Genomic DNA, 22,137 nt, shown 5'->3' with positions numbered 1-22,137 from the left:
TGCTCACACACTTACCCAGGTTGAGGCTTTAATCATGTTTTACCAGGATCACTTTGACGTCATCGTTGTTGGTGGTGGCCATGCTGGTACCGAAGCGGCACTTGCCGCAGCACGGATGAACCAAAAAACGCTGTTATTGACCCATAACATTGATACGTTGGGTCAGATGTCGTGCAACCCAGCAATCGGTGGGATCGGGAAAGGACACCTGGTAAAAGAGATCGATGCGTTAGGCGGTGCGATGGCGCAAGCCATTGATAAAGGCGGGATCCAATTTCGAACCCTCAATGCGTCGAAAGGCCCAGCGGTACGCGCGACACGTGCTCAAGCAGACCGTGCACTGTACAAGGCAGCCATTCGTCATACCCTTGAAAACACGCCAAATTTGTCACTGTTCCAACAAGCCGTGGTGGATTTGATCGTCGACCAAGATCGTGTCACTGGCGTCGAGACCGAAATGGGGCTCAAATTCAGTGCCACTACCGTGGTTTTGACCGTGGGAACCTTCCTTGGCGGTAAAATACATATTGGACTGGATAACTATGCCGGTGGTCGTGCTGGGGATCCACCGTCAAATAAACTCGCGGATCGCTTACGTGCCTTGCCATTTCGGGTGGATCGCCTAAAAACCGGTACTCCCCCACGTATCGATGCCCGCTCGGTTGATTTTAGTGTGATGCAAACCCAACTCGGGGATACTCCTTGTCCGGTGTTTTCATTTTTAGGCGATGTGTCTGAGCACCCACAGCAAGTTCCGTGCTACATCACCTACACCAATGAAAAAACCCACGATGTCATTCGCGCTAATCTTGATCGCAGCCCGATGTATGCTGGGGTGATTGAAGGTATTGGCCCACGTTATTGCCCGTCGATCGAAGACAAGGTGATGCGTTTTGCGGACAAAGACAAACACCAAATTTTCGTCGAGCCGGAAGGGTTAACCAGCACTGAGCTGTATCCAAATGGGATATCCACCAGCTTACCGTTTGATGTGCAAATGGGGATCATCCACTCGATCAAAGGGTTTGAGAATGCGCGCGTGATCCGCCCAGGCTACGCGATTGAGTATGACTTTTTCGATCCGCGCGATCTCAAGCACACCTTGGAAACCAAATTTATCCACGGTTTGTTCTTTGCGGGACAAATCAATGGTACTACCGGCTATGAAGAAGCCGCAGCACAAGGGTTGTTGGCCGGTTGTAATGCCGCGTTACAAGCTCAAGGCAAAGAAGGATGGAGCCCACGTCGCGATCAAGCTTACATGGGCGTGTTGATTGACGACTTGTCCACCATGGGCACCCAAGAGCCTTACCGGATGTTTACCTCGCGCGCCGAGTACCGTTTGCTGTTGCGTGAAGATAACGCCGATATGCGCTTAACCGAAAAAGGGCGAGAGCTGGGATTGGTAGACGATGTGCGCTGGGCTCGCTTCAACCAAAAAATGGAAAACATGGAGCAAGAACGTCAGCGTCTGCGTGGTACTTGGATTCATCCTCACTCAGACGATGTCCATGCGCTCAATGCCATGCTGAAAACACCGCTGACGCGTGAAGCAAACGGAGAAGATTTACTCCGTCGCCCAGAGCTACGCTATGAAAAAATCGTCTCGTTGCCGACCTTTGGTCCGGCGCATGACGATGTCCAAGCTAGTGAGCAAGTTGAGATCCAAGTGAAATACGCCGGCTATATCGAACGTCAGCAAGACGAGATCGAAAAGTCTCAGCGTCATGAAAATACAGTGATCCCATTTGATCTTGATTACATGCAGATCAAAGGCCTTTCAAACGAAGTGCGTGGCAAGCTACAAGACGCGCGTCCAGAAACGATCGGTAAAGCATCGCGTATCTCAGGTGTCACGCCGGCGGCTATTTCGATTTTGCTGGTGCATTTGAAAAAGCACGGCATGCTCAAAAAAGGAGCCTAAATGCAACAGCAACTTCAACAAGGGCTGGCGAAAGCCGGCCTTGCGCTTTCTCCGTCGCAACAACAGCAGCTGCTTGATTATGTAGGCTTGCTCGACAAGTGGAACAAAGCCTATAACTTGACCTCGGTTCGTCGCCCAGAAGACATGGTGGTGAAACATATCCTTGATAGCTTGGTGGTATCACCACACTTGGAAGGTGAACGCTTTATCGATGTCGGGACAGGACCAGGTTTGCCCGGGATCCCTTTGGCCATCGCCAACCCAGATAAACAGTTCACCTTGCTCGACAGCTTAGGTAAGCGGATTCGTTTTATTCGCCAAGTGCTGCACGAGCTTGGCATCGACAATGTCACGCCGGTACAAAGCCGTGTCGAAGCGTTTATCCCTGAAACCGGGTTTGATGGTGTGCTAAGTCGCGCGTTTGCGTCGATGAATGACATGGTGAGTTGGTGTCATCACCTTCCTCATGCGCGTGGGCTGTTTTACGCCTTGAAAGGACAGGTGGACCAACAGGAGCTAGATGCCCTGCCGACTGATTGTTCTGTGACCGATATCAAAGCTTTGAAGGTGCCGGGATTGGAAGGGGCGCGTCATCTAGTAATCTTGAGAGCAAAGATTAACGAGTAGAGGTCATAGGCACGTGGGTAAAGTTATCGCGGTAGCAAACCAAAAAGGCGGTGTGGGTAAAACCACCACGAGTGTCAACTTAGCGGCATCGCTGGCAGCCACTAATCGCAAGGTGCTACTTATCGACCTTGACCCACAAGGGAACGCGACCATGGCCAGTGGTGTGGATAAATACGATGTCCATGCCACCGCCTACGATCTACTGGTTGAAGAAGCCCCGTTTGAACAAGTGGTGGTCAGCGATACGTCTGGCGGCTATGACCTGATTGCGGCGAACGGTGATGTCACTGCCGCAGAAATCAAGCTGATGGAAGTGTTTGCCCGTGAAGTGCGCTTACGCACCATGCTTGAGCCTGTGGTTGCACGCTACGATTACATTTTTATCGACTGTCCCCCGTCTTTGAACCTCCTTACCATCAATGCGATGACCGCGGCAAACTCGGTACTCGTCCCCATGCAATGTGAATATTTTGCGTTGGAAGGGCTCACTGCATTGATGGATACCATCAGTAAACTGGCTAGCGTCGTGAACGCCGACCTTCATGTTGAAGGTGTATTGCGCACCATGTACGACCCAAGAAACCGATTAGCGACCGAAGTATCGGATCAGATCAAAAAACACTTCGGTGATAAGGTGTATCGTACTGTGATTCCCCGCAATGTGCGGCTCGCGGAAGCGCCAAGTCATGGCCGACCCGCCATGTACTATGACAAGTTATCCAGTGGTGCCAAAGCCTACCTAGCCCTTGCGGGTGAAATTCTGCGTCGAGAAGAGCAATCACGCGCTTCTGCCGACGCTGTCAATGCCTGAGGAACACAATGAATTCAGCGAAACGCGGTCTTGGAAAGGGCCTGGATGCCTTGTTGGCGACCAGTGCACAAGCTCAGTCTCGTTATACATCCGAACCTGAATCCACCGATGCGAGCAATAGCGAATTGCAGCAATTGTCGGTATCGGCGTTGGTGCCGGGTCTTTACCAGCCACGCCAAGATATGGCGGAAGAGGCGCTGGAAGAGTTAACCGAATCCATTCGCGCTCAAGGTATTATTCAGCCCCTCGTGGTTCGCCACGCTGAAAACGGGCAGTACGAAATTATTGCTGGCGAACGTCGCTGGCGAGCAGCAAAGCAAGCCGGTTTGGCCAAAGTGCCCTGCTTGGTCCGTGAGATGAGTGACAAAGTCGCCAGTGCGGTGGCGTTGATTGAAAATATCCAACGCGAAAATTTGAACGCGATGGAAGAAGCTCAAGCGCTTGAACGCTTGGTCAATGACTTCTCACTCACCCACCAGCAACTGGCTGAATCGCTTGGTAAATCTCGCACTACCATTAGCAACTTATTGCGCTTGAATGGGTTAGAGTCTGGGGTCAAGCAACTGCTGCTTAACAAACAACTCGAGATGGGCCACGCACGTGCCCTGCTGGCGTTGGAAGGAGACGCGCAAATTGATGCGGCACTGACTGCCGTCAACAAAAAAATGACCGTCCGCCAGATAGAAAAACTGGTGAAAAAAATGCTTTCACCGCAAGTTGAAGCGAAAAGGCCAGAATTATCACCTGAAGTAGAGGCACTGCAGCAGCGCCTTGGCGACAAGCTTGGGGTGAAAGTGGCATTAACACAACAGAAAAATGGTAGTGGTAAATTGGTGATCAATTTCGAAGAATCTGACAAGTTAGCGCAAATTCTTGCAATTTTCGACGAAGAAGTGTGACCCGTGCCATTCGCTTTTTGTTACATAAAAGCGCTTACTGTGATCAGGTTACTCTGTTGTAAAATTTTCCCCGCTTTTTTACATCGATGCGATTGCATTAGCTGGGGTGAAACGTATAATTTTCGCTGTTTTCCCAGCACGGCAACAGTGCTAAGTGGAACGGAATCGAGGAACAAATACATGGTATCGACGCTCGCGCGGCCGGGTCGTGTTATCGCGACAAAATTGGTGCTTTTGCAAGCTGGCGTCGTATTAGCAACGGCAAGCGTGATGGCACTCGCTATCAATGTCGACTGGGGAAAATCCGCGCTGATCGGCGGCGGCATCTTTGTGATTGCCAATGCTGCATTTGCGTCGTGTGCTTTCCTTTTTAGTGGGGCAAGAGCTGCAAAATTTGTAGTCGCGTCCTTCTTCAGCGGTGAAGTGTTAAAAATTTCACTGACCGTCGTCCTGTTTGTCCTTGCTTACCTGTATATCGAGGTGGAACTCGTTCCCCTCAAACTGGCCTATTTGCTGGCATTAGGGATTAACATCCTCGCGCCAGTTTTATTCATTAACAACAACAAATAGGATGAGTTATGGCTGCGTCAGGTGATGCGCTTACACCGTCTAGCTACATCTCTCACCACCTGACTAATTTGTCAGTGGGTGAAGGATTTTGGGCGGTTCACATTGATAGCCTGTTTTTCTCTGTCCTCATCGGTATCGTCTTCCTAGGCATCTTCCGATCGGTGGCAAAGAAAGCATCGACAGGTGTCCCAGGTAAGCTTCAGTGTTTCGTCGAAATCTTGGTTGAGTTCGTTGATGATAACGTTCGCGAAACCTTCCACGGACGAAATCCACTGATTGCACCTTTGGCCCTGACTATCTTCGTTTGGATATTCCTGATGAATACGATGGACTTAATCCCCATCGATTTTCTACCGTATCCGGCGGAACATTGGTTAGGCATTCCTTACTTGAAAGTAGTGCCAACTGCAGACGTAAATATCACCCTTGCAATGGCGCTGGGCGTGTTCTTCTTGATGATTTTCTACAGCATCAAGATTAAGGGCCTAGGCGGCTTTGCAAAAGAGCTGGCTCTGCACCCGTTCAATCACCCTATCATGATCCCGTTCAACCTCCTGTTGGAAGTCGTCTCGCTGCTGGCGAAACCGATTTCTCTTGGGATGCGTCTGTTCGGTAACATGTTTGCCGGTGAGGTGGTATTTATTCTTATCGCGGCATTGCTGCCGTGGTGGGCGCAATGGCTGGGTTCTGTGCCGTGGGCAATCTTCCACATTCTAGTCATTACAATTCAAGCCTTTGTCTTTATGATGTTGACCATCGTGTATCTCTCGCAGGCACACGAAGACTCAGATCATTGATGACATTTTTTAGTTAGTAAGCAATTTGTTAGTCATTATTGGCGTTTACGCCGACAACGAAAACTGGAGATAGTGATGGAAACTTTATTGAGCTTTTCTGCAATTGCCGTGGGCATCATTGTAGGTCTTGCTTCCCTAGGTACCGCGATTGGTTTCGCCCTGCTGGGTGGTAAATTCCTTGAAGGTGCAGCACGTCAACCTGAGATGGCTCCTATGCTGCAAGTGAAGATGTTCATCATCGCGGGTCTTCTGGACGCCGTACCAATGATCGGTATCGTAATCGCACTGCTGTTCACTTTCGCGAACCCATTTGTAGGTCAACTGTAATCTGGCTAGTAGCTGAACAGACCCTTTAGCTAATGATTAAGGAGGCGCTGTTGTGAATATCAACGCAACTCTGCTAGGCCAGGCAATCGCATTCACAATCTTTGTGTGGTTCTGCATGAAATATGTATGGCCACCACTGATGCAAGCGATTGAGGAGCGTCAGAAGAAAATTGCTGACGGACTCGCGGCGGCAGATCGTGCTGCCAAAGACCTGGATTTGGCCCAGGCAAATGCTTCTGAGCAAATGAAAGAAGCGAAGCGCGCTGCAACTGACATCATCGAGCAGGCGAACAAACGCAAAGCACAAATCCTCGACGAGGCGCGTGCTGAAGCGGCTGCTGAGCGCGACAATATCCTGAATCAGGGTAAAGCCGAGTTGGAAGCAGAGCGTAACCGTGCTCGCGATGAGCTGCGTAAGCAAGTTGCATCGCTCGCTGTTATTGGTGCCGAGAAAATTATTGAGCGTTCTATTGATGAGAATGCTCATAAAGATCTTCTCGATAAAATCACTGCAGAACTGTAATAAGGAGGGGCAGCAATGTCTGAACTGACAACAATCGCTCGCCCCTACGCGAAAGCAGCCTTTGATTTTGCGGTAGAAAAAGGCGAGCTGTCCCAATGGGCAGAAATGCTCGCCTTTACTGCTGAGATTGCCCGTGATGAGCGCGTCCAACATATGCTGGACGCCTCTTATTCCGCTGACAAGTTAGCGGAATTATTTATCGCAGTTGGTGGCGATCAGCTCAACACGTTCGGCCAGAACCTGATTAAGGTAATGGCAGAGAGCCAGCGCTTAAAAGCCCTGCCTGAGGTTTGTGAACAGTTCCTGGCCATGCGCCGTGATCTGGAAAAAGAAGCGGAAGTCCAAGTGATTTCAGCGACGGCTCTTTCCGAAGAGCAACAACAAGCCATCAGTGACAAGCTCGCCGCGCGTCTTGAGCGCAAAGTAAAGCTGAACTGTAGTGTAGACGAAGCCCTGGTTGCCGGGGTTGTGATTCGAGCTGGAGACTTGGTCATCGATAACTCAGTAAGCGGCCGTATGCGCCGTCTGAGCGATGCATTGCAGTCTTGATTTGGGGAATTGGAGCATGCAACTTAATTCCACGGAAATAAGCGATCTGATCAAGCAGCGTATCGAGAAATTCGACGTTGTAAGTGAAGCGCGTAACGAAGGTACCATCGTGTCAGTCAGCGACGGTATCATTCGCATCCACGGCCTTGCTGATGCTATGCAAGGTGAAATGATTGAACTGCCTGGCAACCGCTATGCACTTGCATTGAACCTTGAGCGTGACTCAGTGGGTGCGGTTGTGATGGGTCCTTATGCGGACCTGCAAGAAGGCATGAAAGTGACCGGTACAGGTCGCATTCTTGAAGTCCCGACTGGCCCTGAACTGCTGGGTCGCGTTGTGAATACACTGGGTGAGCCGATCGACGGTAAAGGTCCGATCGAAACCAAAACCACTTCGCCAGTCGAAGTGATTGCCCCTGGTGTTATCGCACGTCAATCGGTCGATCAGCCTGTTCAAACCGGCTATAAAGCGGTTGACTCGATGATCCCAATCGGCCGTGGTCAGCGTGAGCTGATCATCGGTGACCGCCAAACCGGTAAAACCGCGCTGGCGATCGATGCCATCATCAACCAGAAAGACTCTGGTATTTACTCTATCTACGTTGCGATCGGCCAAAAAGCGTCGACCATTGCGAACGTAGTGCGCAAACTGGAAGAGCATGACGCACTGAAAAACACCATTGTGGTGGTGGCTTCAGCGTCTGAAGCAGCAGCATTGCAATACCTCGCGCCTTACGCGGGTTGTGCAATGGGTGAGTACTTCCGTGACCGCGGTGAAGATGCCCTGATTGTTTACGATGACCTGTCTAAGCAGGCTGTTGCATATCGTCAGATCTCGCTGCTGCTACGTCGTCCACCAGGCCGTGAAGCTTTCCCAGGCGACGTTTTCTACTTGCACTCACGTCTTCTAGAACGTGCGGCACGTGTAAACGCGCACTATGTCGAAGAGTTCACCAAAGGTGAAGTGAAAGGTAAAACCGGTTCGTTGACCGCGCTACCTATCATTGAAACCCAAGCGGGTGACGTATCTGCATTCGTACCGACCAACGTTATCTCGATCACTGATGGTCAGATCTTCCTGCAAACTGAGCTGTTTAACGCAGGTATCCGTCCAGCGGTTGATCCAGGTATTTCGGTATCGCGTGTTGGTGGTTCTGCGCAAACCAAGATCATGAAAAAACTGTCTGGTGGTATTCGTACCGCACTTGCACAGTATCGTGAACTTGCGGCGTTCGCTCAGTTCTCTTCCGATCTGGATGATGCTACTAAGAAGCAATTGGACCACGGTCAGAAAGTGACCGAGCTGATGAAGCAGATGCAATATGCACCTATGTCTGTGTTTGAGCAGGCGCTGGTGATTTTCGCTGCGGAAAAAGGCTTCCTAGCAGACGTTGAGTTGAACAAAATCGGTGATTTTGAGCGCTCTCTGCTGGCCTTTGCTAAGAGTCAGTACGCTGACCTAGCGGCTCAGATCGATGAGTCTGGTGCTTATAACGATGAAGTTGAAGCACAGCTGAAAAAGCTGTTGGAAGATTTCAAAGCGACCCAGACTTGGTAACATTGTAGGTGGCCACTTAGGTGGTCACCCACTAACGGAGAGTAACTATGGCCGGCGCAAAAGAGATTCGTACTAAGATCGGAAGTGTGAAAAACACACAGAAGATCACTAAAGCGATGGAAATGGTGGCAGCCTCCAAAATGCGTAAAACGCAAGAAGCCATGGAGTCTTCACGTCCATACGCTGTCACTATGCGCAAAGTGATCGGTCATCTTGCACTGGGTAACTTGGAGTACCGCCATCCGTATTTGGAAGAGCGGGAAGCCAAGCGCGTTGGTTACATCATCATTTCTACTGACCGCGGATTGTGTGGTGGCTTGAACATTAACCTGTTCAAAAATGTTATCACAGATATGGAAAGCTGGACCCAAAAAGGAGCTGAGATTGACTTAGCCTTGGTGGGCGCTAAAGCGACCGCTTTCTTTAACAATTACGGCGGAAGTGTAGTCGCACAAACCTCTGGTTTGGGTGATACCCCAGTACTGGAAGACCTCATCGGTACCGTTGGGGTGATGCTGAAAAAATACAATGAAGGTGAGCTGGACCGCTTATATGTTGTTTTCAATAAATTTGAGAACACCATGGTGCAGACCCCAGTGATCGATCAATTGCTGCCTTTGCCCAAGTCAGACGACGAGGACATGCAGAGTAGCCACGCTTGGGATTATATCTATGAGCCTGAGCCAAAGCCCTTGCTCGATACCTTGTTGGTTCGCTATGCCGAGTCACAAGTGTACCAAGGTGTGGTTGAGAACCTCGCCAGTGAGCAAGCGGCGCGTATGGTGGCGATGAAAGCTGCGACTGATAATGCAGGGAATCTGATTGATGATCTGCAATTGGTCTACAACAAAGCCCGTCAGGCTGCGATCACCCAAGAGCTGTCAGAAATTGTTTCTGGCGCAAGCGCGGTGTAAAGGCAAGGATTAACGAACTAGTTTAGAGGAATAACGATGGCTACAGGTAAGATCGTTCAGATCATCGGTGCGGTAGTCGACGTAGAGTTTCCACAAGACGCAGTGCCGAAGGTATATGATGCGTTGAATGTGAAACGTGAAGGCGAGCGTCTGGTGTTGGAAGTTCAGCAGCAGCTAGGTGGTGGCGTAATTCGTGCCATTGCTATGGGCTCATCTGATGGTCTACGTCGTGGAATCGAAGTAGAAAATACAGGTAAATCAATCGAAGTCCCTGTGGGTGAAGAAACCCTCGGCCGTATCGTCAACGTGCTGGGTGATGCAATTGATGAGCGTGGCGATATCGGTGAGAAAGAGCGTTACTCTATCCACCGCGAAGCGCCAACTTACGAAGAACAATCTAATTCCACTGAGCTTTTGGAAACCGGTGTTAAGGTTATCGACCTTATCTGCCCGTTTGCAAAAGGGGGGAAAATCGGTCTGTTTGGTGGTGCCGGTGTAGGTAAGACCGTTAACATGATGGAGCTTATCAACAACATCGCACTGCAACACTCAGGTCTGTCTGTATTCGCCGGTGTAGGTGAGCGTACTCGTGAGGGTAACGACTTCTACTACGAGATGCAGGAAGCGGGTGTTGTAAACATTGAGAAGCCCGAAGAGTCAAAAGTGGCCATGGTATATGGTCAGATGAACGAGCCACCAGGTAACCGCCTGCGTGTTGCACTGACCGGTTTGACCATGGCGGAAAAATTCCGTGATGACGGCCGTGACGTACTGCTTTTCATCGATAACATCTATCGTTATACCCTTGCCGGTACTGAAGTATCCGCCCTGTTGGGTCGTATGCCATCGGCAGTAGGTTACCAGCCAACACTGGCTGAAGAGATGGGTGTGTTGCAAGAGCGTATTACCTCAACCCGTACCGGTTCTATCACCTCGGTACAGGCGGTTTACGTGCCTGCGGATGACTTGACTGACCCGTCACCAGCAACCACGTTTGCTCACTTGGATGCAACCGTTGTTCTGTCACGTAACATCGCATCTATGGGTATGTACCCAGCGATCGACCCATTGGACTCTACATCACGTATGTTGGATCCTCTGGTTGTTGGTCAAGACCACTATGATGTGGCGCGTGGTGTACAGTCTGTCCTTCAGCGCTATAAAGAGCTGAAAGACATCATTGCCATCCTGGGTATGGACGAGTTGTCTGAAGACGACAAACTGACCGTTGCACGTGCACGTAAGATTGAGCGCTTCTTGACTCAGCCTTACCACGTTGCAGAAGTCTTCACCGGCCAACCAGGTGTCTATGTTTCGCTGAAAGATACCATTGCAAGCTTCAAAGGCCTGCTCAGTGGTGAGTACGACGATATCCCAGAACAGGCATTCCTGTACTGCGGTAACATCGACGAAGTGCTCGAAAAAGCGAAAAACCTGTAAGGCTTGAGTAGGAGGCGATATGGCAGCGATAACCTTCCATCTGGATGTGGTCAGCGCAGAGCGACAATTGTTCTCTGGCCGTGCCGAGCACATTCAGGTGACCGGTAGCGAAGGTGAACTGGGTATTCACGCAGGACACACACCGCTGCTGACCGCTATCACGCCTGGTATGGTTCGCATCGTCAAACAAGGCGGTAGCGAAGAGATCATTTATCTTTCTGGCGGCACCCTTGAAGTACAGCCTGGCACAGTGACTGTGCTGGCTGATACAGCAATTCGGGGTGAAGAGCTAGACCAAGCCAAGGCAGAAGAAGCGAAGCGCCGCGCTGAGGAGCGAATCCACAATCAGCACGGTGACATCGACTTTGCTCAGGCGGCCAGTGACCTGGCTAAGGCGATTGCGAAGCTTCGAGTGATCGAGCTGACCAAACATAAGCGTTAATCAGGCGCTCACGGTGAAATAAAAGCGACGCGTTGGCGTCGCTTTTTTATTGCCTGTACGAGTGTACTTTTTCGGTGGCGATTCGCTCGCAAGCCAAAACGCGTTACACTAAGCGCAATATCATAGACACTCATCTCTCTTATCACGGAAAGACTATGCAATACAGTGCAGTAATTCTTGCGGCCGGAAAAGGCACGCGTATGTATTCTAATACCCCCAAAGTGCTTCATACTCTCGCCGGTAAACCTATGGTGAAACATGTGATTGACACTTGCCAAGGGCTAGGCGCCGCTTCGATTCATCTGGTTTATGGCCATGGTGGCGACACCATGAAGCAGGTGCTTGCTGATAGCGATGTGAACTGGTGTTTGCAAGCAGAGCAATTGGGAACTGGTCATGCGGTACAGCAGGCCGCGCCGCATTTTCGTGATGATGAGCAGGTTCTGGTGCTGTATGGCGATGTGCCTTTGATCTCAGAGCAAACCTTGAACCGTTTGCTTGAAGGGCAGCCTGAAGGCGGGATTGGTCTATTAACGGTGCATCAGGACGATCCGACTGGCTACGGCCGTATTGTGCGTGAAAACGGGGAAGTGGTCGCGATTGTTGAGCAAAAAGATGCCACTGATAGCCAGCTTGCCATCACTGAAATCAATACCGGTGTGCTGGTGGCGACTGGACGTGACTTGCGTCACTGGTTATCGCAGCTTGATAACAATAACGCGCAAGGTGAGTTTTATCTCACCGATGTGATTGCGCTTGCACATCAACAAGGCCGCACGATTCAAGCTGTGCACCCTGTGAATGCGATTGAAGTGGTAGGGGTGAATAATCGCCTGCAACTTTCACGCCTTGAGCGGGAATATCAAAAAATGCAGGCTGAGCAGTTATTGCTTAGTGGCGTGATGCTCATCGATCCTGCGCGCTTTGATTTGCGTGGCCAACTGCAATGCGGGCTGGATGTCACCATTGACGCCAACGTGATCATCGAAGGCAATGTCACCCTAGGGGATAACGTGACCATCGGTGCTGGCAGTGTGCTGATTGATTGTGAGATTGATGACAATACATTAGTGCGCCCGTACAGCGTCATTGAAGGGGCCAGCGTTGGGGAAGAGTGCACAGTCGGTCCGTTTACGCGGTTGCGTCCGGGGGCTGAACTGGCTCGCGATGCGCATGTCGGCAACTTTGTGGAAATGAAAAAGTCTCGCTTAGGGGAAGGGTCGAAAGCCAATCACCTGACTTATCTGGGTGATACAGAGGTAGGGCGCGGCGTGAATATTGGTGCTGGGGTGATCACCTGCAATTACGATGGCGCCAATAAACATAAAACCGTAATTAAAGACAATGCCTTTATCGGCTCGGACTCTCAGCTGGTGGCACCTGTGGTGATTGGCGAAGGAGTGACCGTCGGAGCGGGTAGTACCATCAGCAAAGACGTCTCCGATGGTCAACTTATCATCACTCGCGCCAAACCAAGGACAATTGAGGCTTGGCAACGGCCGAAAAAACAGTAAAATCACTGTCTGTTGAGCGCGTATCAACGGCTTTTTTACGCAAGCGGCTAAAACTTGCGCGGTTGGTAAAATCAGGTGTTGACTCCCGATAAAAACCAGCCTAGTATACGCGCCTCAGTTGGGGTATCGCCAAGCGGTAAGGCAACGGGTTTTGATCCCGTCATTCCCAGGTTCGAATCCTGGTACCCCAGCCAACGCGTCCGTAGCTCAGCTGGATAGAGTACCTGGCTACGAACCAGGCGGTCGGAGGTTCGAATCCTCCCGGACGCGCCATCTTTCTTCAACTACCATGAAGTCAGATGAACAACTTGGAATGCGGAAGTGGCGGAATTGGTAGACGCACCAGATTTAGGTTCTGGCGCCGCAAGGTGTGAGAGTTCAAGTCTCTCCTTCCGCACCATTATTTGAAAGCATGTGGCGTAAAGCGGCATGACTAAGTTGGGGTATCGCCAAGCGGTAAGGCAACGGGTTTTGATCCCGTCATTCCCAGGTTCGAATCCTGGTACCCCAGCCACTTTAGGTTGGCTACGTAGCTCAGTTGGTTAGAGCACATCACTCATAATGATGGGGTCACAGGTTCGAATCCCGTCGTAGCCACCATTCTTTTCGATTTGTCGCCAAAAGCGGTAAATCACACCGGTTTGCGGCGGTGGCGGAATTGGTAGACGCGCTAGCTTCAGGTGCTAGTGTCCGAAAGGACGTGAGGGTTCAAGTCCCTCCCCCCGCACCAAGACAATTGGTACTCAGCCCGCCCGCTGAGCTATCATAAAAATATGCGGAAGTGGCGGAATTGGTAGACGCACCAGATTTAGGTTCTGGCGCCGCAAGGTGTGAGAGTTCAAGTCTCTCCTTCCGCACCATCTTAGAAGCCCATCAGCTGTTGCTGGTGGGCTTTTTTTTGTTATTTCTTGTTTATCCGCTTATTTCTCGTCACTTTTTGTGTTCTTTTCTTGATCTTTGATGTGTTTTCACTACCATAAGTTTCGAAACGAAAGTTGGTAGGTTACATGTCGAAACGAAACACGCAACAGCGTCGTCATACCATCGTTACCTTGCTTACCGAGCAGGGCAGCGTCAGCGTTGACGAACTCTCTCAACGCTTTGAAACGTCAGAAGTGACTATCCGTAAGGATCTTGCCGAGCTAGAAAAAAATGGCCTGTTGCTGCGCCGTTATGGTGGAGCGGTGCCTGTGCCGCAAGAAATGGTCTCGGAGCAAGCCGTCAAAGTTTCGAAACAAAAGCAAAGCATCGCCGATGCCGCCGCTGCGCGCATTCGGGACCACAACCGTATTGTGGTCGACAGTGGCACTACCACCGCCGCTTTGATCCCTTTATTGGATAAAAAGCGTGGCCTTGTGGTGATGACTAACTCACTCCAGGTGGCCAATGCCATTCGTGAACTCGAACACGAGCCAACGCTGCTGATGACGGGCGGCACTTGGGATACCCATTCTGAATCGTTTCAAGGCCAAGTGGCTGAACAAACCTTACGTGCGTACGACTTTGACCAGCTTTTTGTGGGCGCTGACGGCATTGATGTGGCGCGCGGTACGACGACCTTTAACGAGATGACGGGCCTGACTCGCGTGATGGCGGAGGTCGCACGAGAGGTGGTGGTGATGATCGAATCTGAAAAAATTGGCCGTCGGATCCCTAACTTGGAGCTTGCGTGGTCCAGTATCGACACCTTGATCACCGATAATGCGTTGGATGAAGACACTCGGCGCGCGATAGAACAAACCGGCACAGACGTTATCTGTGTAGACAATGTATAAGGACTCACTATGTGTGGAATTGTAGGCGCTGTGGCGCAGCGTGATGTGGCAGAAATTCTGGTTGAAGGCTTACGTCGCTTAGAATATCGCGGATACGACTCAGCAGGGGTCGCCATTACCGATACAACGAGCGGGCAGATGACGCGTTTACGCCGACTGGGTAAAGTGGCGGCGCTCTCAGACGCAGTGGCTGACGTCAACCCTGCGGGAGGCACAGGGATTGCGCACACGCGTTGGGCAACGCACGGTGAGCCAAGCGAAGCCAATGCGCACCCACACATGTCTGGCGATGATATTGCCATTGTGCATAACGGCATTATCGAAAATCACCACAGCTTGCGCGAACAATTGCAAGCGCGTGGTTATCAATTCCACTCCCAAACAGATACCGAAGTGATTGCTCACCTCGTTGATTGGGAGCGTCGTCAATGTGGCGATCTCCTCGCCGCCTTCCAGCGCACGGTCAGTCAGCTTGAAGGCGCGTATGGCACTGTGGTGATGGATAAAAACCAACCTGAGCGTTTGATTGCGGCTCGTTCAGGCAGCCCGTTGGTGATTGGACTGGGTGTGGGAGAAAACTTTCTCGCCTCTGATCAGCTAGCGCTGCTCAATGTCACTCGTCGCTTTATCTACCTTGAAGAGGGCGATGTGGCGGATATTAGTCGTCGTGAAGTGGTGATTTACAACCAAGAAGGTACGCCGGTTGAGCGTGAAGTGCATGAAGCAAGCGCCCAGTACGACGCGGCGGACAAAGGCCAATATCGCCATTACATGCAAAAAGAGATTTACGAGCAACCGACTGCGCTTACCAATACCATGGAAGGGCGTTTGGGCAACGATCATGTGATTGTGGATGCGATTGGTAACGGTGCTAGCGACATTCTTGCTAAAGCGCAGCATATTCAAATCATTGCCTGTGGCACCTCCTATAATGCGGGCATGGTGGCGCGTTATTGGTTTGAATCGCTGGCAGGGATAAGCTGTGATGTGGAAATCGCGTCAGAGTTTCGCTATCGCCAGTTTGTCACCCGTCCGAACAGTGTACTGATCACCTTATCGCAGTCTGGTGAGACCGCAGATACGCTAGCAGCGCTGCGTTTGGCCAAAGAGCGTGGCTATATGGCCACCATGACCATCTGCAACGTGGCGGGCTCCTCGTTGGTACGTGAATCCGATCTGGCCTTTATGACGCGCGCGGGCGCAGAAATCGGTGTCGCATCGACCAAAGCCTTTACCACCCAGCTTTCTGCCCTGCTGATGCTGGTCACCGCGCTGGGTAAAATGCAGGGCACCATCGGATACGAAAAAGAGCGTGAGATTGTCGATGCCTTGCATCACCTGCCTTCAAGCATCGAGCAAGCGCTGACCTTTGATAAAGCCATTGAGCAACTTGCGGAAGACTTTGCCGACAAGCATCACTCACTGTTCTTAGGGCGTGGTGAGTTTTATCCGATTGCTGTAGAAGCCGCGCTAAAGCTAAAAGAAATCTCTTACATTCACGCTGAGGCTTATGCCGCTGGTGAGCTAAAGCACGGCCCACTGGCGCTGATTGATGCCGACATGCCGGTGATTGTGATTGCTCCGAATAATGAGCTGTTGGAAAAGCTTAAATCCAATATCGAAGAAGTCCGAGCTCGTGGTGGTCAACTGTATGTGTTTGCCGATCAAGATGCCGGCTTTACACCGGAAGAGGGGATGAACATTATCGCCATGCCACACGTGGATGACATCATCGCCCCGGTGTTCTACACCATCCCGATGCAGCAATTGTCGTATCATGTGGCCTTGATTAAAGGCACGGACGTCGACCAACCTCGTAACCTTGCTAAAGCCGTTACTGTAGAGTAAACCTGCCTAACATTCACCACGCTCTGACTAGGAGCGTGGTTGATCTTTTATCAATTACTGCCGTTTTGCTACAAAAATGCGATCTGCAGTGACACATTTTGCAAAATGCAAATCATTTTGCACTCAATCTCAGGCATCCCGCCTGAAAATACAAACAGAACGCTGTTTTATACCATAAGTTTATGATTTTTATTGCTTTTACTCCTGTCTAATAACTTGGCCTGCATTGTGCATAGTCAATGGACAAGTACCAACATTGATAAGTTGTAGAGAGGAAGCAATGATTGACTCTAAAAACCAAGTCGCTAAGCGCATCAAAGAAGCCCGTGAGTGGAAAGGGATCACTCAAGTAAAAATGGCTAAGCTACTCAATGTCGCACGTCAAACTTACTTGGATATCGAAAACGGTAAAACCGAACCGCGTGTACGCATGTTGTCGAACATCGCTGAGCTGACTGAGCGTCCATTAGTTTGGTTTGTGTATGGCGATGAAGATGTCGAGATGCACGATGTGCAGTACAAGCAAGATGTGAACCGCTTGTTGGAGCACTTCTCTCGTTTACCGCATGAAGCACGTACGGCGATCTTGAACCAGAGCGTGAACATGGCCTCATTCTTGGTGAACTATTCTAAGGCCGCACAGCGTGCCTAAAGGCCTGCCTGCCTGATTAGATATGCGGGTAAGTGCCTGCTTACTGAGGTAGGCATCAGCAGCGTAGCATCACACTATCGATGACAACGCCCATGATAGGCCCGCCGAGCCATGCATAATGCAAGGTCGGTGATGTGACGGGAGCCGATGTTTAAACGGCCCGGGTAACAGAGATGAGGCATGGACCATGGTGATTTCGACAGCGCGCATGGCGCAACGGATCCGTGAAGCACGGGAATTCAGTAAAATAACCCAAGTAGACATGGCGAAGCGTTTGAATGTGGCGCGCCAAACCTACTTGGATGTGGAGTCGGGAAAGACCGATCCTAAGATTCTCGCGCTCATCACGATTGCAGAGATCACTGGTCGCCCATTTAATTGGTTTATTTACGGTGAAACAGACGAGCGAGATATTGCCTTCTCTCACCGCGATGATTTAGCGGCTCTGACCAGTCTGTTAAGCCAGTTGCCTCAAGTGGCGCGCCAAACGGTGATGGATAATGCCTTATCGATTGCCGAGTATCTGGTATCACTCTCGCCAGATAAGCGCGTCTAACCTCTGTTATCGGCCCGACATCCCCTGTCGGGCCTTTTTGTATTATTCGCTTAACGGCGAGAGAGAAAGAAGCGATAGGCTGGATTAGCCGTTTCGTCCTTCCACGCATAACCCAGTTCACGCAAATGGGCGGTAAACGCGAGTAAGTCCTGCTCGCCAAGTTCAAATCCACACAGCACACGGCCATAATCTGAGCCATGGTTGCGGTAGTTGAATAAGCTAATGTTCCAGTGGGTGCCCAAGGTTTGCAAAAAGTGCAGTAATGCCCCGGGGTATTCCGGAAACTCAAAGCTATACAGGCGCTCGTTAAGCGGCACCGACGGTCGCCCACCAATCATGTAGCGTACGTGTACCTTGGCCATCTCATCGTCAGATAAGTCCTCGACCGGATAACCGGCTTGGCGCAAATCATGCAGAATACTGTCGAGCTCTTCTTGCCCGCCCAGTAAACGTACCCCAACAAAAATATTGGCCAACTGGTCGTCGCCATAGCGGTAGTTAAATTCGGTAACCGCGCGACCACCGAGAATATCGCAAAACTGCAAAAATGCACCGGTTTGCTCGGGGATGGTCACCGCCAGTAGGCCTTCGCGTTTCTCCCCTAATTCAGCACGCTCAGACACGTAGCGTAGTGAGTGGAAGTTGGTGTTGGCACCCGACAGGACCGCACCCAATTGCTTGTTTTGTAGTTGGTGCTTATCTACATAATGCTTGAGACCGGCGAGTGCCAAGGCACCTGACGGTTCAGAGATCGCGCGCGTGTCTTCGAAAATATCTTGTACGGCAGCACAAATCGCATCACTTGAGACGGTAATACTGTCGTCCAAGTATTGCTGACACAGTCGAAATGATTCGTCACCAATCCGTTTAACCGCCACACCATCGGCAAAGGTTCCCACCCGCTCCAAGGTGACGGGAAAGCCTGCATCCAAGGCGGCACGCAGACACGCGGAGTCTTCTGCTTCCACTCCGATCACTTTGATATTTGGCATAAGCTGCTTGATAAGCACCGCCACACCGGCAGCAATACCACCGCCGCCGACCGGGACAAAAATGTAATCAAGGTGGCTGTTTTGTTGCACCAGCTCCAGCCCGATCGTGCCCTGTCCGGCAATGACCTGAGGATGATCAAAAGGGGGCACAAAGGTATAGCCGTGTTGGTCGGCCAGCGCTTGTGCTTTGCTTTTCGCTTCATCAAAGTTATTGCCGTGTAGGACTACATTTCCCCCAAAGCCTTTAACGGCCTCAACTTTGATGGCGGGGGTGGTGCGGGGCATGACAATGGTGGCTTTGATACCCAGTTTACTGCCGGACAGGGCGACACCTTGGGCGTGGTTACCCGCTGATGCAGCAATCACGCCCGCTTTTTTCTGCGTCTCTGTCAGCTGCGCCATCATGTTATGCGCGCCGCGTAGCTTAAATGAGTGCACGGGCTGCCGGTCTTCACGTTTGAGCTGAACCTGATTACCTAAGCGTTCAGAGAGGCGCTTCATGGCCTGAAGTGGCGAGACAGTCGCCACTTCATAGACAGGCGCACGTAAAATATTCCTTAAGTAATCCGGGCCATCCATGGGTTGTTCGGGTGACGTTTGCGCCTGTTGCATGGTTATTCCTCCAACTTACTGCGATCGCGCACTGCACCCTTATCGGCACTGGTGGCGAGACTGGCATACGCTTTTAGCGCGTAGGAGACTTGGCGTTGGCGGTCTTTAGGCTTCCAACCGCGTGCGTTCACCTCAGCACGGCGAGTGGCGAGAGTGGCTTCATCCACCAGCAGGCTGATTTCGCGGCTAGGAATATCGATACGAATCCGATCGCCATCTTCGACTAAGGCGATGGTGCCGCCATTGGCTGCTTCGGGCGAAACATGGCCGATGGACAGCCCAGATGTCCCCCCAGAGAAACGACCATCGGTGAGCAGGGCACAGGATTTACCCAATCCCATCGATTTTAAGTAGGTGGTCGGATACAGCATTTCTTGCATACCTGGGCCACCTTTCGGGCCTTCATAGCGGATCACCACCACATCACCCGCTTTCACCTTGCCACCTAAAATGGCATCTACCGCGCTGTCTTGGCTTTCAAACACGACCGCGGGACCTTCAAAGGTCAGTATGCTTTCATCCACCCCTGCGGTTTTGACGATGCAGCCGTTTAAGGCGATGTTGCCTTGTAGCACGGCAAGGCCGCCGTCTTGACTAAAGGCGTATTCATGGGCACGAATACACCCGGATTGGCGATCATCATCCAGGGTATCCCAACGGCAACGTTGCGAGAACGCTTGGGTGGTACGGATGCCTGCGGGACCGGCGCGATAAAAAGACTTCACGTCCTCATCATCGGTTTGCATGATGTCATACTGGGCGAGCTGTTCCTCGAGGCTCATCCCCAGTACGGTTTGTTGTTTGACATTGAGCAGGTTCGCGCGCTGCAGCTCCCCAAGAATGCCCATCACACCCCCAGCACGATGCACATCTTCCATATGATATTGCTGGGTTGACGGCGCGACTTTGCAAAGGTGAGGCACTTGGCGAGACATGCGATCGATGTCATCCATATCAAAATCAATCTCGCCTTCTTGCGCGGCGGCGAGCAGGTGTAACACCGTATTGGTGGACCCACCCATAGCAATATCCAGCGCCATGGCATTTTCAAACGAGGCGCGATTGGCGATATTGCGTGGCAAGATGCTGTCATCGTCCTGCTCGTAGTAGCGCTTGGTCAGACCCACAATGCGTTTACCGGCGTTGATGAACAATTGCTCTCGGTCGGCATGGGTGGCGAGCATGGAACCATTACCCGGCTGGCTCAGCCCCAGCGCTTCGGTCAAACAGTTCATCGAGTTGGCGGTAAACATGCCAGAGCACGAGCCACAGGTTGGGCAAGCGGAGCGTTCGATTTGCTCGCTTTGCTCATCGGAGACGTCCGGATTGGCGCCTTGCATCATGGCATCGACCAAATCGAGCTTGAGGATTTGATCGGACAGTTTGGTTTTGCCCGCTTCCATCGGGCCGCCCGACACAAAGATCACTGGGATATTCAGGCGCATAGCGGCCATCAGCATGCCCGGAGTGATCTTGTCGCAGTTGGAAATACACACCATGGCGTCGGCACAGTGCGCATTGACCATGTACTCCACGGAATCGGCAATGATCTCGCGCGAAGGCAACGAGTAGAGCATGCCGCCGTGACCCATAGCGATACCGTCATCGACCGCGATGGTATTGAACTCTTTGGCGATACCGCCGGCTTGCTCGATTTCTTTCGCCACCAGCTGGCCCATGTCTTTGAGATGGACATGACCGGGAACAAACTGGGTAAAGGAGTTCACCACGGCAATAATGGGTTTGCCAAAGTCGTCATCTTTGACGCCAGTGGCGCGCCATAACGCGCGCGCCCCTGCCATGTTGCGACCGTGGGTGGTAGTAGCGGAACGATAGGTTGGCATAATTACGGCTCCTTTGCCTTTATTCGCTGTGCTGAGGGTTAACGGGGTCAAGCCAGCCCCATTTGTCGTCGGTGGTACCATCAAACAAGCCGAAAAAGGCTTGTTGTAACGCGGCGGTGATCGGGCCTCGTTGGCCTTCGCCGACCGTGATTTGGTCGACGCTACGTACGGGCACAATCTCGGCCGCGGTGCCAGTCATAAACACCTCATCGGCCAGATAAAGCGCTTCGCGTGCAATCGGCTCTTCGCGCACGGTGTAGCCCTGCTCTTTTGCAAGAGTGATGATCGAGTCACGGGTGATCCCTGGCAAAATCGCGCTGGTGGCGGGGGGGGTACTGATCACGCCATTTTTGATCACAAAGAGGTTTTCTCCTGCGCCTTCGGATAAAAAGCCGCGTACGTCCAGAGCAATCCCTTCGGCGTAACCATGGCGGCGAGCTTCGCCTCCTACCAGTAGGGAGGATAAATAGTTTCCGCCAGCTTTAGCGGCGGTGGGGATGGTGTTTGGGGCGGCGCGGTTCCAGCTTGAGATCATCGCATCCACGCCTTGGGCCAGCGCATCTTCACCGAGGTAGCTGCCCCAACTGAACGCGGCAATGATGACATCCATTTCTGTATCGACAGGCGGACAAACGCCTAAACCCACGTTACCCACAAAGCCTAACGGACGGATATACGCCGAGCGCAGTTGATTAACGCGTAGGGTTTCGCGGCACCCTTCCATTAGGGCATCGACACTAAAGGGGATCGGGAAGCGGTAGATTTTGGCAGAGTCTTTTAAGCGCTGCATATGCTCACGATGGCGAAAGACCACCGGGCCGTTTGGGGTATCATAACAACGGATCCCCTCAAAGACGGAGGTACCATAATGCATCGCGTGAGTCAGTACGTGCACAGTGGCATCCTGCCAAGCGATCATTTCACCGTTAGACCAAATGTAATCAGCGGTATTTGTCGACATGT

The 22,137-nt window shown here is 51.6% G+C and carries 21 protein-coding genes and 7 tRNA genes; 25 read left to right on the top strand and 3 right to left on the bottom strand.

The genetic code is table 11. From position 1 onward, the window contains the following. The first annotated feature begins 34 nt into the window (after positions 1 to 34). The 25 genes from mnmG to N7E60_RS13850 all read left to right on the top strand — a co-directional run bounded on the left by mnmG (position 35) and on the right by N7E60_RS13850 (position 17,726). Positions 35 to 1,924, top strand: a complete 1,890-nt coding sequence (mnmG, locus tag N7E60_RS13970) for a tRNA uridine-5-carboxymethylaminomethyl(34) synthesis enzyme MnmG (RefSeq protein ID WP_269597786.1) — start codon at positions 35 to 37, stop codon at positions 1,922 to 1,924. Then, positions 1,925 to 2,551: a 16S rRNA (guanine(527)-N(7))-methyltransferase RsmG gene (gene rsmG / locus N7E60_RS13965; RefSeq protein WP_077479887.1), complete on the top strand. Its 627-nt coding sequence runs from the start codon at positions 1,925 to 1,927 to the stop codon at positions 2,549 to 2,551. 13 nt (positions 2,552 to 2,564) lie between these two features. Next, positions 2,565 to 3,362 (top strand): ParA family protein, encoded by a 798-nt coding sequence (locus tag N7E60_RS13960; protein WP_069590720.1) that lies wholly within the window; start codon positions 2,565 to 2,567, stop codon positions 3,360 to 3,362. A gap of 8 nt (positions 3,363 to 3,370) precedes the next feature. Then, the gene (locus tag N7E60_RS13955) at positions 3,371 to 4,261 is read left to right on the top strand and encodes a ParB/RepB/Spo0J family partition protein (RefSeq protein ID WP_069590718.1); all 891 of its coding nucleotides are present in this window, start codon (positions 3,371 to 3,373) and stop codon (positions 4,259 to 4,261) included. A 180-nt stretch (positions 4,262 to 4,441) separates the two neighbouring features. After that, complete coding sequence (locus N7E60_RS13950) at positions 4,442 to 4,831, top strand: F0F1 ATP synthase subunit I (protein ID WP_069590716.1); 390 nt, start codon at positions 4,442 to 4,444, stop codon at positions 4,829 to 4,831. 8 nt (positions 4,832 to 4,839) lie between these two features. Continuing rightward, positions 4,840 to 5,628 (top strand): F0F1 ATP synthase subunit A, encoded by a 789-nt coding sequence (gene atpB, locus N7E60_RS13945; RefSeq protein ID WP_069590714.1) that lies wholly within the window; start codon positions 4,840 to 4,842, stop codon positions 5,626 to 5,628. A 75-nt stretch (positions 5,629 to 5,703) separates the two neighbouring features. Further along, positions 5,704 to 5,955, top strand: coding sequence for a F0F1 ATP synthase subunit C (gene atpE / locus N7E60_RS13940; protein ID WP_025672872.1), 252 nt, complete (start codon positions 5,704 to 5,706; stop codon positions 5,953 to 5,955). Positions 5,956 to 6,007: 52 nt separating this feature from the next. Beyond that, positions 6,008 to 6,478: a F0F1 ATP synthase subunit B gene (gene atpF / locus N7E60_RS13935; protein WP_069590712.1), complete on the top strand. Its 471-nt coding sequence runs from the start codon at positions 6,008 to 6,010 to the stop codon at positions 6,476 to 6,478. A 15-nt stretch (positions 6,479 to 6,493) separates the two neighbouring features. Beyond that, the gene (atpH, locus tag N7E60_RS13930; RefSeq protein ID WP_269597784.1) at positions 6,494 to 7,027 is read left to right on the top strand and encodes a F0F1 ATP synthase subunit delta; all 534 of its coding nucleotides are present in this window, start codon (positions 6,494 to 6,496) and stop codon (positions 7,025 to 7,027) included. Positions 7,028 to 7,043: 16 nt separating this feature from the next. Beyond that, complete coding sequence (gene atpA, locus N7E60_RS13925; RefSeq protein WP_269597783.1) at positions 7,044 to 8,585, top strand: F0F1 ATP synthase subunit alpha; 1,542 nt, start codon at positions 7,044 to 7,046, stop codon at positions 8,583 to 8,585. Positions 8,586 to 8,632: 47 nt separating this feature from the next. Then, positions 8,633 to 9,499, top strand: a complete 867-nt coding sequence (atpG, locus tag N7E60_RS13920; RefSeq protein WP_269597782.1) for a F0F1 ATP synthase subunit gamma — start codon at positions 8,633 to 8,635, stop codon at positions 9,497 to 9,499. A 36-nt stretch (positions 9,500 to 9,535) separates the two neighbouring features. Next, on the top strand, positions 9,536 to 10,939 hold the full coding sequence (gene atpD, locus N7E60_RS13915; RefSeq protein WP_269597781.1) for a F0F1 ATP synthase subunit beta: 1,404 nt from the start codon (positions 9,536 to 9,538) through the stop codon (positions 10,937 to 10,939). 19 nt (positions 10,940 to 10,958) lie between these two features. Continuing rightward, on the top strand, positions 10,959 to 11,381 hold the full coding sequence (locus N7E60_RS13910) for a F0F1 ATP synthase subunit epsilon (protein WP_069590703.1): 423 nt from the start codon (positions 10,959 to 10,961) through the stop codon (positions 11,379 to 11,381). Positions 11,382 to 11,536: 155 nt separating this feature from the next. Then, positions 11,537 to 12,895, top strand: a complete 1,359-nt coding sequence (glmU, locus tag N7E60_RS13905; RefSeq protein WP_269597780.1) for a bifunctional UDP-N-acetylglucosamine diphosphorylase/glucosamine-1-phosphate N-acetyltransferase GlmU — start codon at positions 11,537 to 11,539, stop codon at positions 12,893 to 12,895. Positions 12,896 to 13,014: 119 nt separating this feature from the next. Further along, positions 13,015 to 13,089, top strand: a tRNA-Gln gene (locus N7E60_RS13900). 2 nt (positions 13,090 to 13,091) lie between these two features. Beyond that, positions 13,092 to 13,168, top strand: a tRNA-Arg gene (locus N7E60_RS13895). 42 nt (positions 13,169 to 13,210) lie between these two features. Then, positions 13,211 to 13,295 (top strand) — tRNA-Leu (locus N7E60_RS13890). A gap of 39 nt (positions 13,296 to 13,334) precedes the next feature. Further along, positions 13,335 to 13,409: transfer RNA gene (locus N7E60_RS13885), tRNA-Gln, on the top strand. A 9-nt stretch (positions 13,410 to 13,418) separates the two neighbouring features. Next, positions 13,419 to 13,495, top strand: a tRNA-Met gene (locus tag N7E60_RS13880). A gap of 43 nt (positions 13,496 to 13,538) precedes the next feature. Then, positions 13,539 to 13,625: transfer RNA gene (locus N7E60_RS13875), tRNA-Leu, on the top strand. 45 nt (positions 13,626 to 13,670) lie between these two features. Beyond that, positions 13,671 to 13,755, top strand: a tRNA-Leu gene (locus N7E60_RS13870). A gap of 147 nt (positions 13,756 to 13,902) precedes the next feature. Then, positions 13,903 to 14,670, top strand: a complete 768-nt coding sequence (locus tag N7E60_RS13865) for a DeoR/GlpR family DNA-binding transcription regulator (RefSeq protein ID WP_069590699.1) — start codon at positions 13,903 to 13,905, stop codon at positions 14,668 to 14,670. Positions 14,671 to 14,679: 9 nt separating this feature from the next. After that, positions 14,680 to 16,518: a glutamine--fructose-6-phosphate transaminase (isomerizing) gene (gene glmS, locus N7E60_RS13860; RefSeq protein WP_269597779.1), complete on the top strand. Its 1,839-nt coding sequence runs from the start codon at positions 14,680 to 14,682 to the stop codon at positions 16,516 to 16,518. A gap of 280 nt (positions 16,519 to 16,798) precedes the next feature. Then, positions 16,799 to 17,170: a helix-turn-helix transcriptional regulator gene (locus N7E60_RS13855; RefSeq protein WP_069588077.1), complete on the top strand. Its 372-nt coding sequence runs from the start codon at positions 16,799 to 16,801 to the stop codon at positions 17,168 to 17,170. A gap of 187 nt (positions 17,171 to 17,357) precedes the next feature. Continuing rightward, positions 17,358 to 17,726 carry a helix-turn-helix domain-containing protein gene (locus tag N7E60_RS13850; protein WP_077456654.1) on the top strand — a complete coding sequence of 123 codons (369 nt, stop codon included), beginning with the start codon at positions 17,358 to 17,360 and terminating at the stop codon, positions 17,724 to 17,726. Between the two features lie 50 nt (positions 17,727 to 17,776). Here the strand turns inward: N7E60_RS13850 and ilvA are convergent, their stop codons facing one another. From ilvA to ilvE, 3 genes are read right to left on the bottom strand one after another with little or no spacing between them, the layout of a single operon-like run. Continuing rightward, a complete protein-coding gene (ilvA, locus tag N7E60_RS13845; protein WP_269597778.1) occupies positions 17,777 to 19,330 on the bottom strand; it encodes a threonine ammonia-lyase, biosynthetic in 1,554 nt (517 codons plus the stop codon). 2 nt (positions 19,331 to 19,332) lie between these two features. Continuing rightward, a complete protein-coding gene (gene ilvD / locus N7E60_RS13840; protein WP_077479878.1) occupies positions 19,333 to 21,174 on the bottom strand; it encodes a dihydroxy-acid dehydratase in 1,842 nt (613 codons plus the stop codon). Between the two features lie 19 nt (positions 21,175 to 21,193). Continuing rightward, positions 21,194 to 22,135 (bottom strand): branched-chain-amino-acid transaminase, encoded by a 942-nt coding sequence (ilvE, locus tag N7E60_RS13835; RefSeq protein ID WP_069588071.1) that lies wholly within the window; start codon positions 22,133 to 22,135, stop codon positions 21,194 to 21,196. Positions 22,136 to 22,137: the final 2 nt, after the last annotated feature.

It is taken from the genome of Salinivibrio proteolyticus, from assembly GCF_027286365.1.
Taxonomy (GTDB): Bacteria; Pseudomonadota; Gammaproteobacteria; order Enterobacterales; family Vibrionaceae; genus Salinivibrio; species Salinivibrio proteolyticus.
The sequence above is the reverse complement of the archived record's forward strand: the minus strand, read 5'-3'. Positions and strand labels throughout refer to the sequence as shown.

Coding starts and splice junctions, on each gene's coding strand:
- mnmG (WP_269597786.1), top strand. CDS start 35: ATGTTTTACCAGGATCACTTTGACGTCATCGTTGTTGGTGGTGGCCAT.
- rsmG (WP_077479887.1), top strand. CDS start 1,925: ATGCAACAGCAACTTCAACAAGGGCTGGCGAAAGCCGGCCTTGCGCTT.
- N7E60_RS13955 (WP_069590718.1), top strand. CDS start 3,371: ATGAATTCAGCGAAACGCGGTCTTGGAAAGGGCCTGGATGCCTTGTTG.
- N7E60_RS13950 (WP_069590716.1), top strand. CDS start 4,442: ATGGTATCGACGCTCGCGCGGCCGGGTCGTGTTATCGCGACAAAATTG.
- atpB (WP_069590714.1), top strand. CDS start 4,840: ATGGCTGCGTCAGGTGATGCGCTTACACCGTCTAGCTACATCTCTCAC.
- atpE (WP_025672872.1), top strand. CDS start 5,704: ATGGAAACTTTATTGAGCTTTTCTGCAATTGCCGTGGGCATCATTGTA.
- atpH (WP_269597784.1), top strand. CDS start 6,494: ATGTCTGAACTGACAACAATCGCTCGCCCCTACGCGAAAGCAGCCTTT.
- atpA (WP_269597783.1), top strand. CDS start 7,044: ATGCAACTTAATTCCACGGAAATAAGCGATCTGATCAAGCAGCGTATC.
- atpG (WP_269597782.1), top strand. CDS start 8,633: ATGGCCGGCGCAAAAGAGATTCGTACTAAGATCGGAAGTGTGAAAAAC.
- atpD (WP_269597781.1), top strand. CDS start 9,536: ATGGCTACAGGTAAGATCGTTCAGATCATCGGTGCGGTAGTCGACGTA.
- N7E60_RS13910 (WP_069590703.1), top strand. CDS start 10,959: ATGGCAGCGATAACCTTCCATCTGGATGTGGTCAGCGCAGAGCGACAA.
- glmU (WP_269597780.1), top strand. CDS start 11,537: ATGCAATACAGTGCAGTAATTCTTGCGGCCGGAAAAGGCACGCGTATG.
- N7E60_RS13865 (WP_069590699.1), top strand. CDS start 13,903: ATGTCGAAACGAAACACGCAACAGCGTCGTCATACCATCGTTACCTTG.
- glmS (WP_269597779.1), top strand. CDS start 14,680: ATGTGTGGAATTGTAGGCGCTGTGGCGCAGCGTGATGTGGCAGAAATT.
- N7E60_RS13855 (WP_069588077.1), top strand. CDS start 16,799: ATGATTGACTCTAAAAACCAAGTCGCTAAGCGCATCAAAGAAGCCCGT.
- N7E60_RS13850 (WP_077456654.1), top strand. CDS start 17,358: ATGGTGATTTCGACAGCGCGCATGGCGCAACGGATCCGTGAAGCACGG.
- ilvA (WP_269597778.1), bottom strand. CDS start 19,330: ATGCAACAGGCGCAAACGTCACCCGAACAACCCATGGATGGCCCGGAT.
- ilvD (WP_077479878.1), bottom strand. CDS start 21,174: ATGCCAACCTATCGTTCCGCTACTACCACCCACGGTCGCAACATGGCA.
- ilvE (WP_069588071.1), bottom strand. CDS start 22,135: ATGTCGACAAATACCGCTGATTACATTTGGTCTAACGGTGAAATGATC.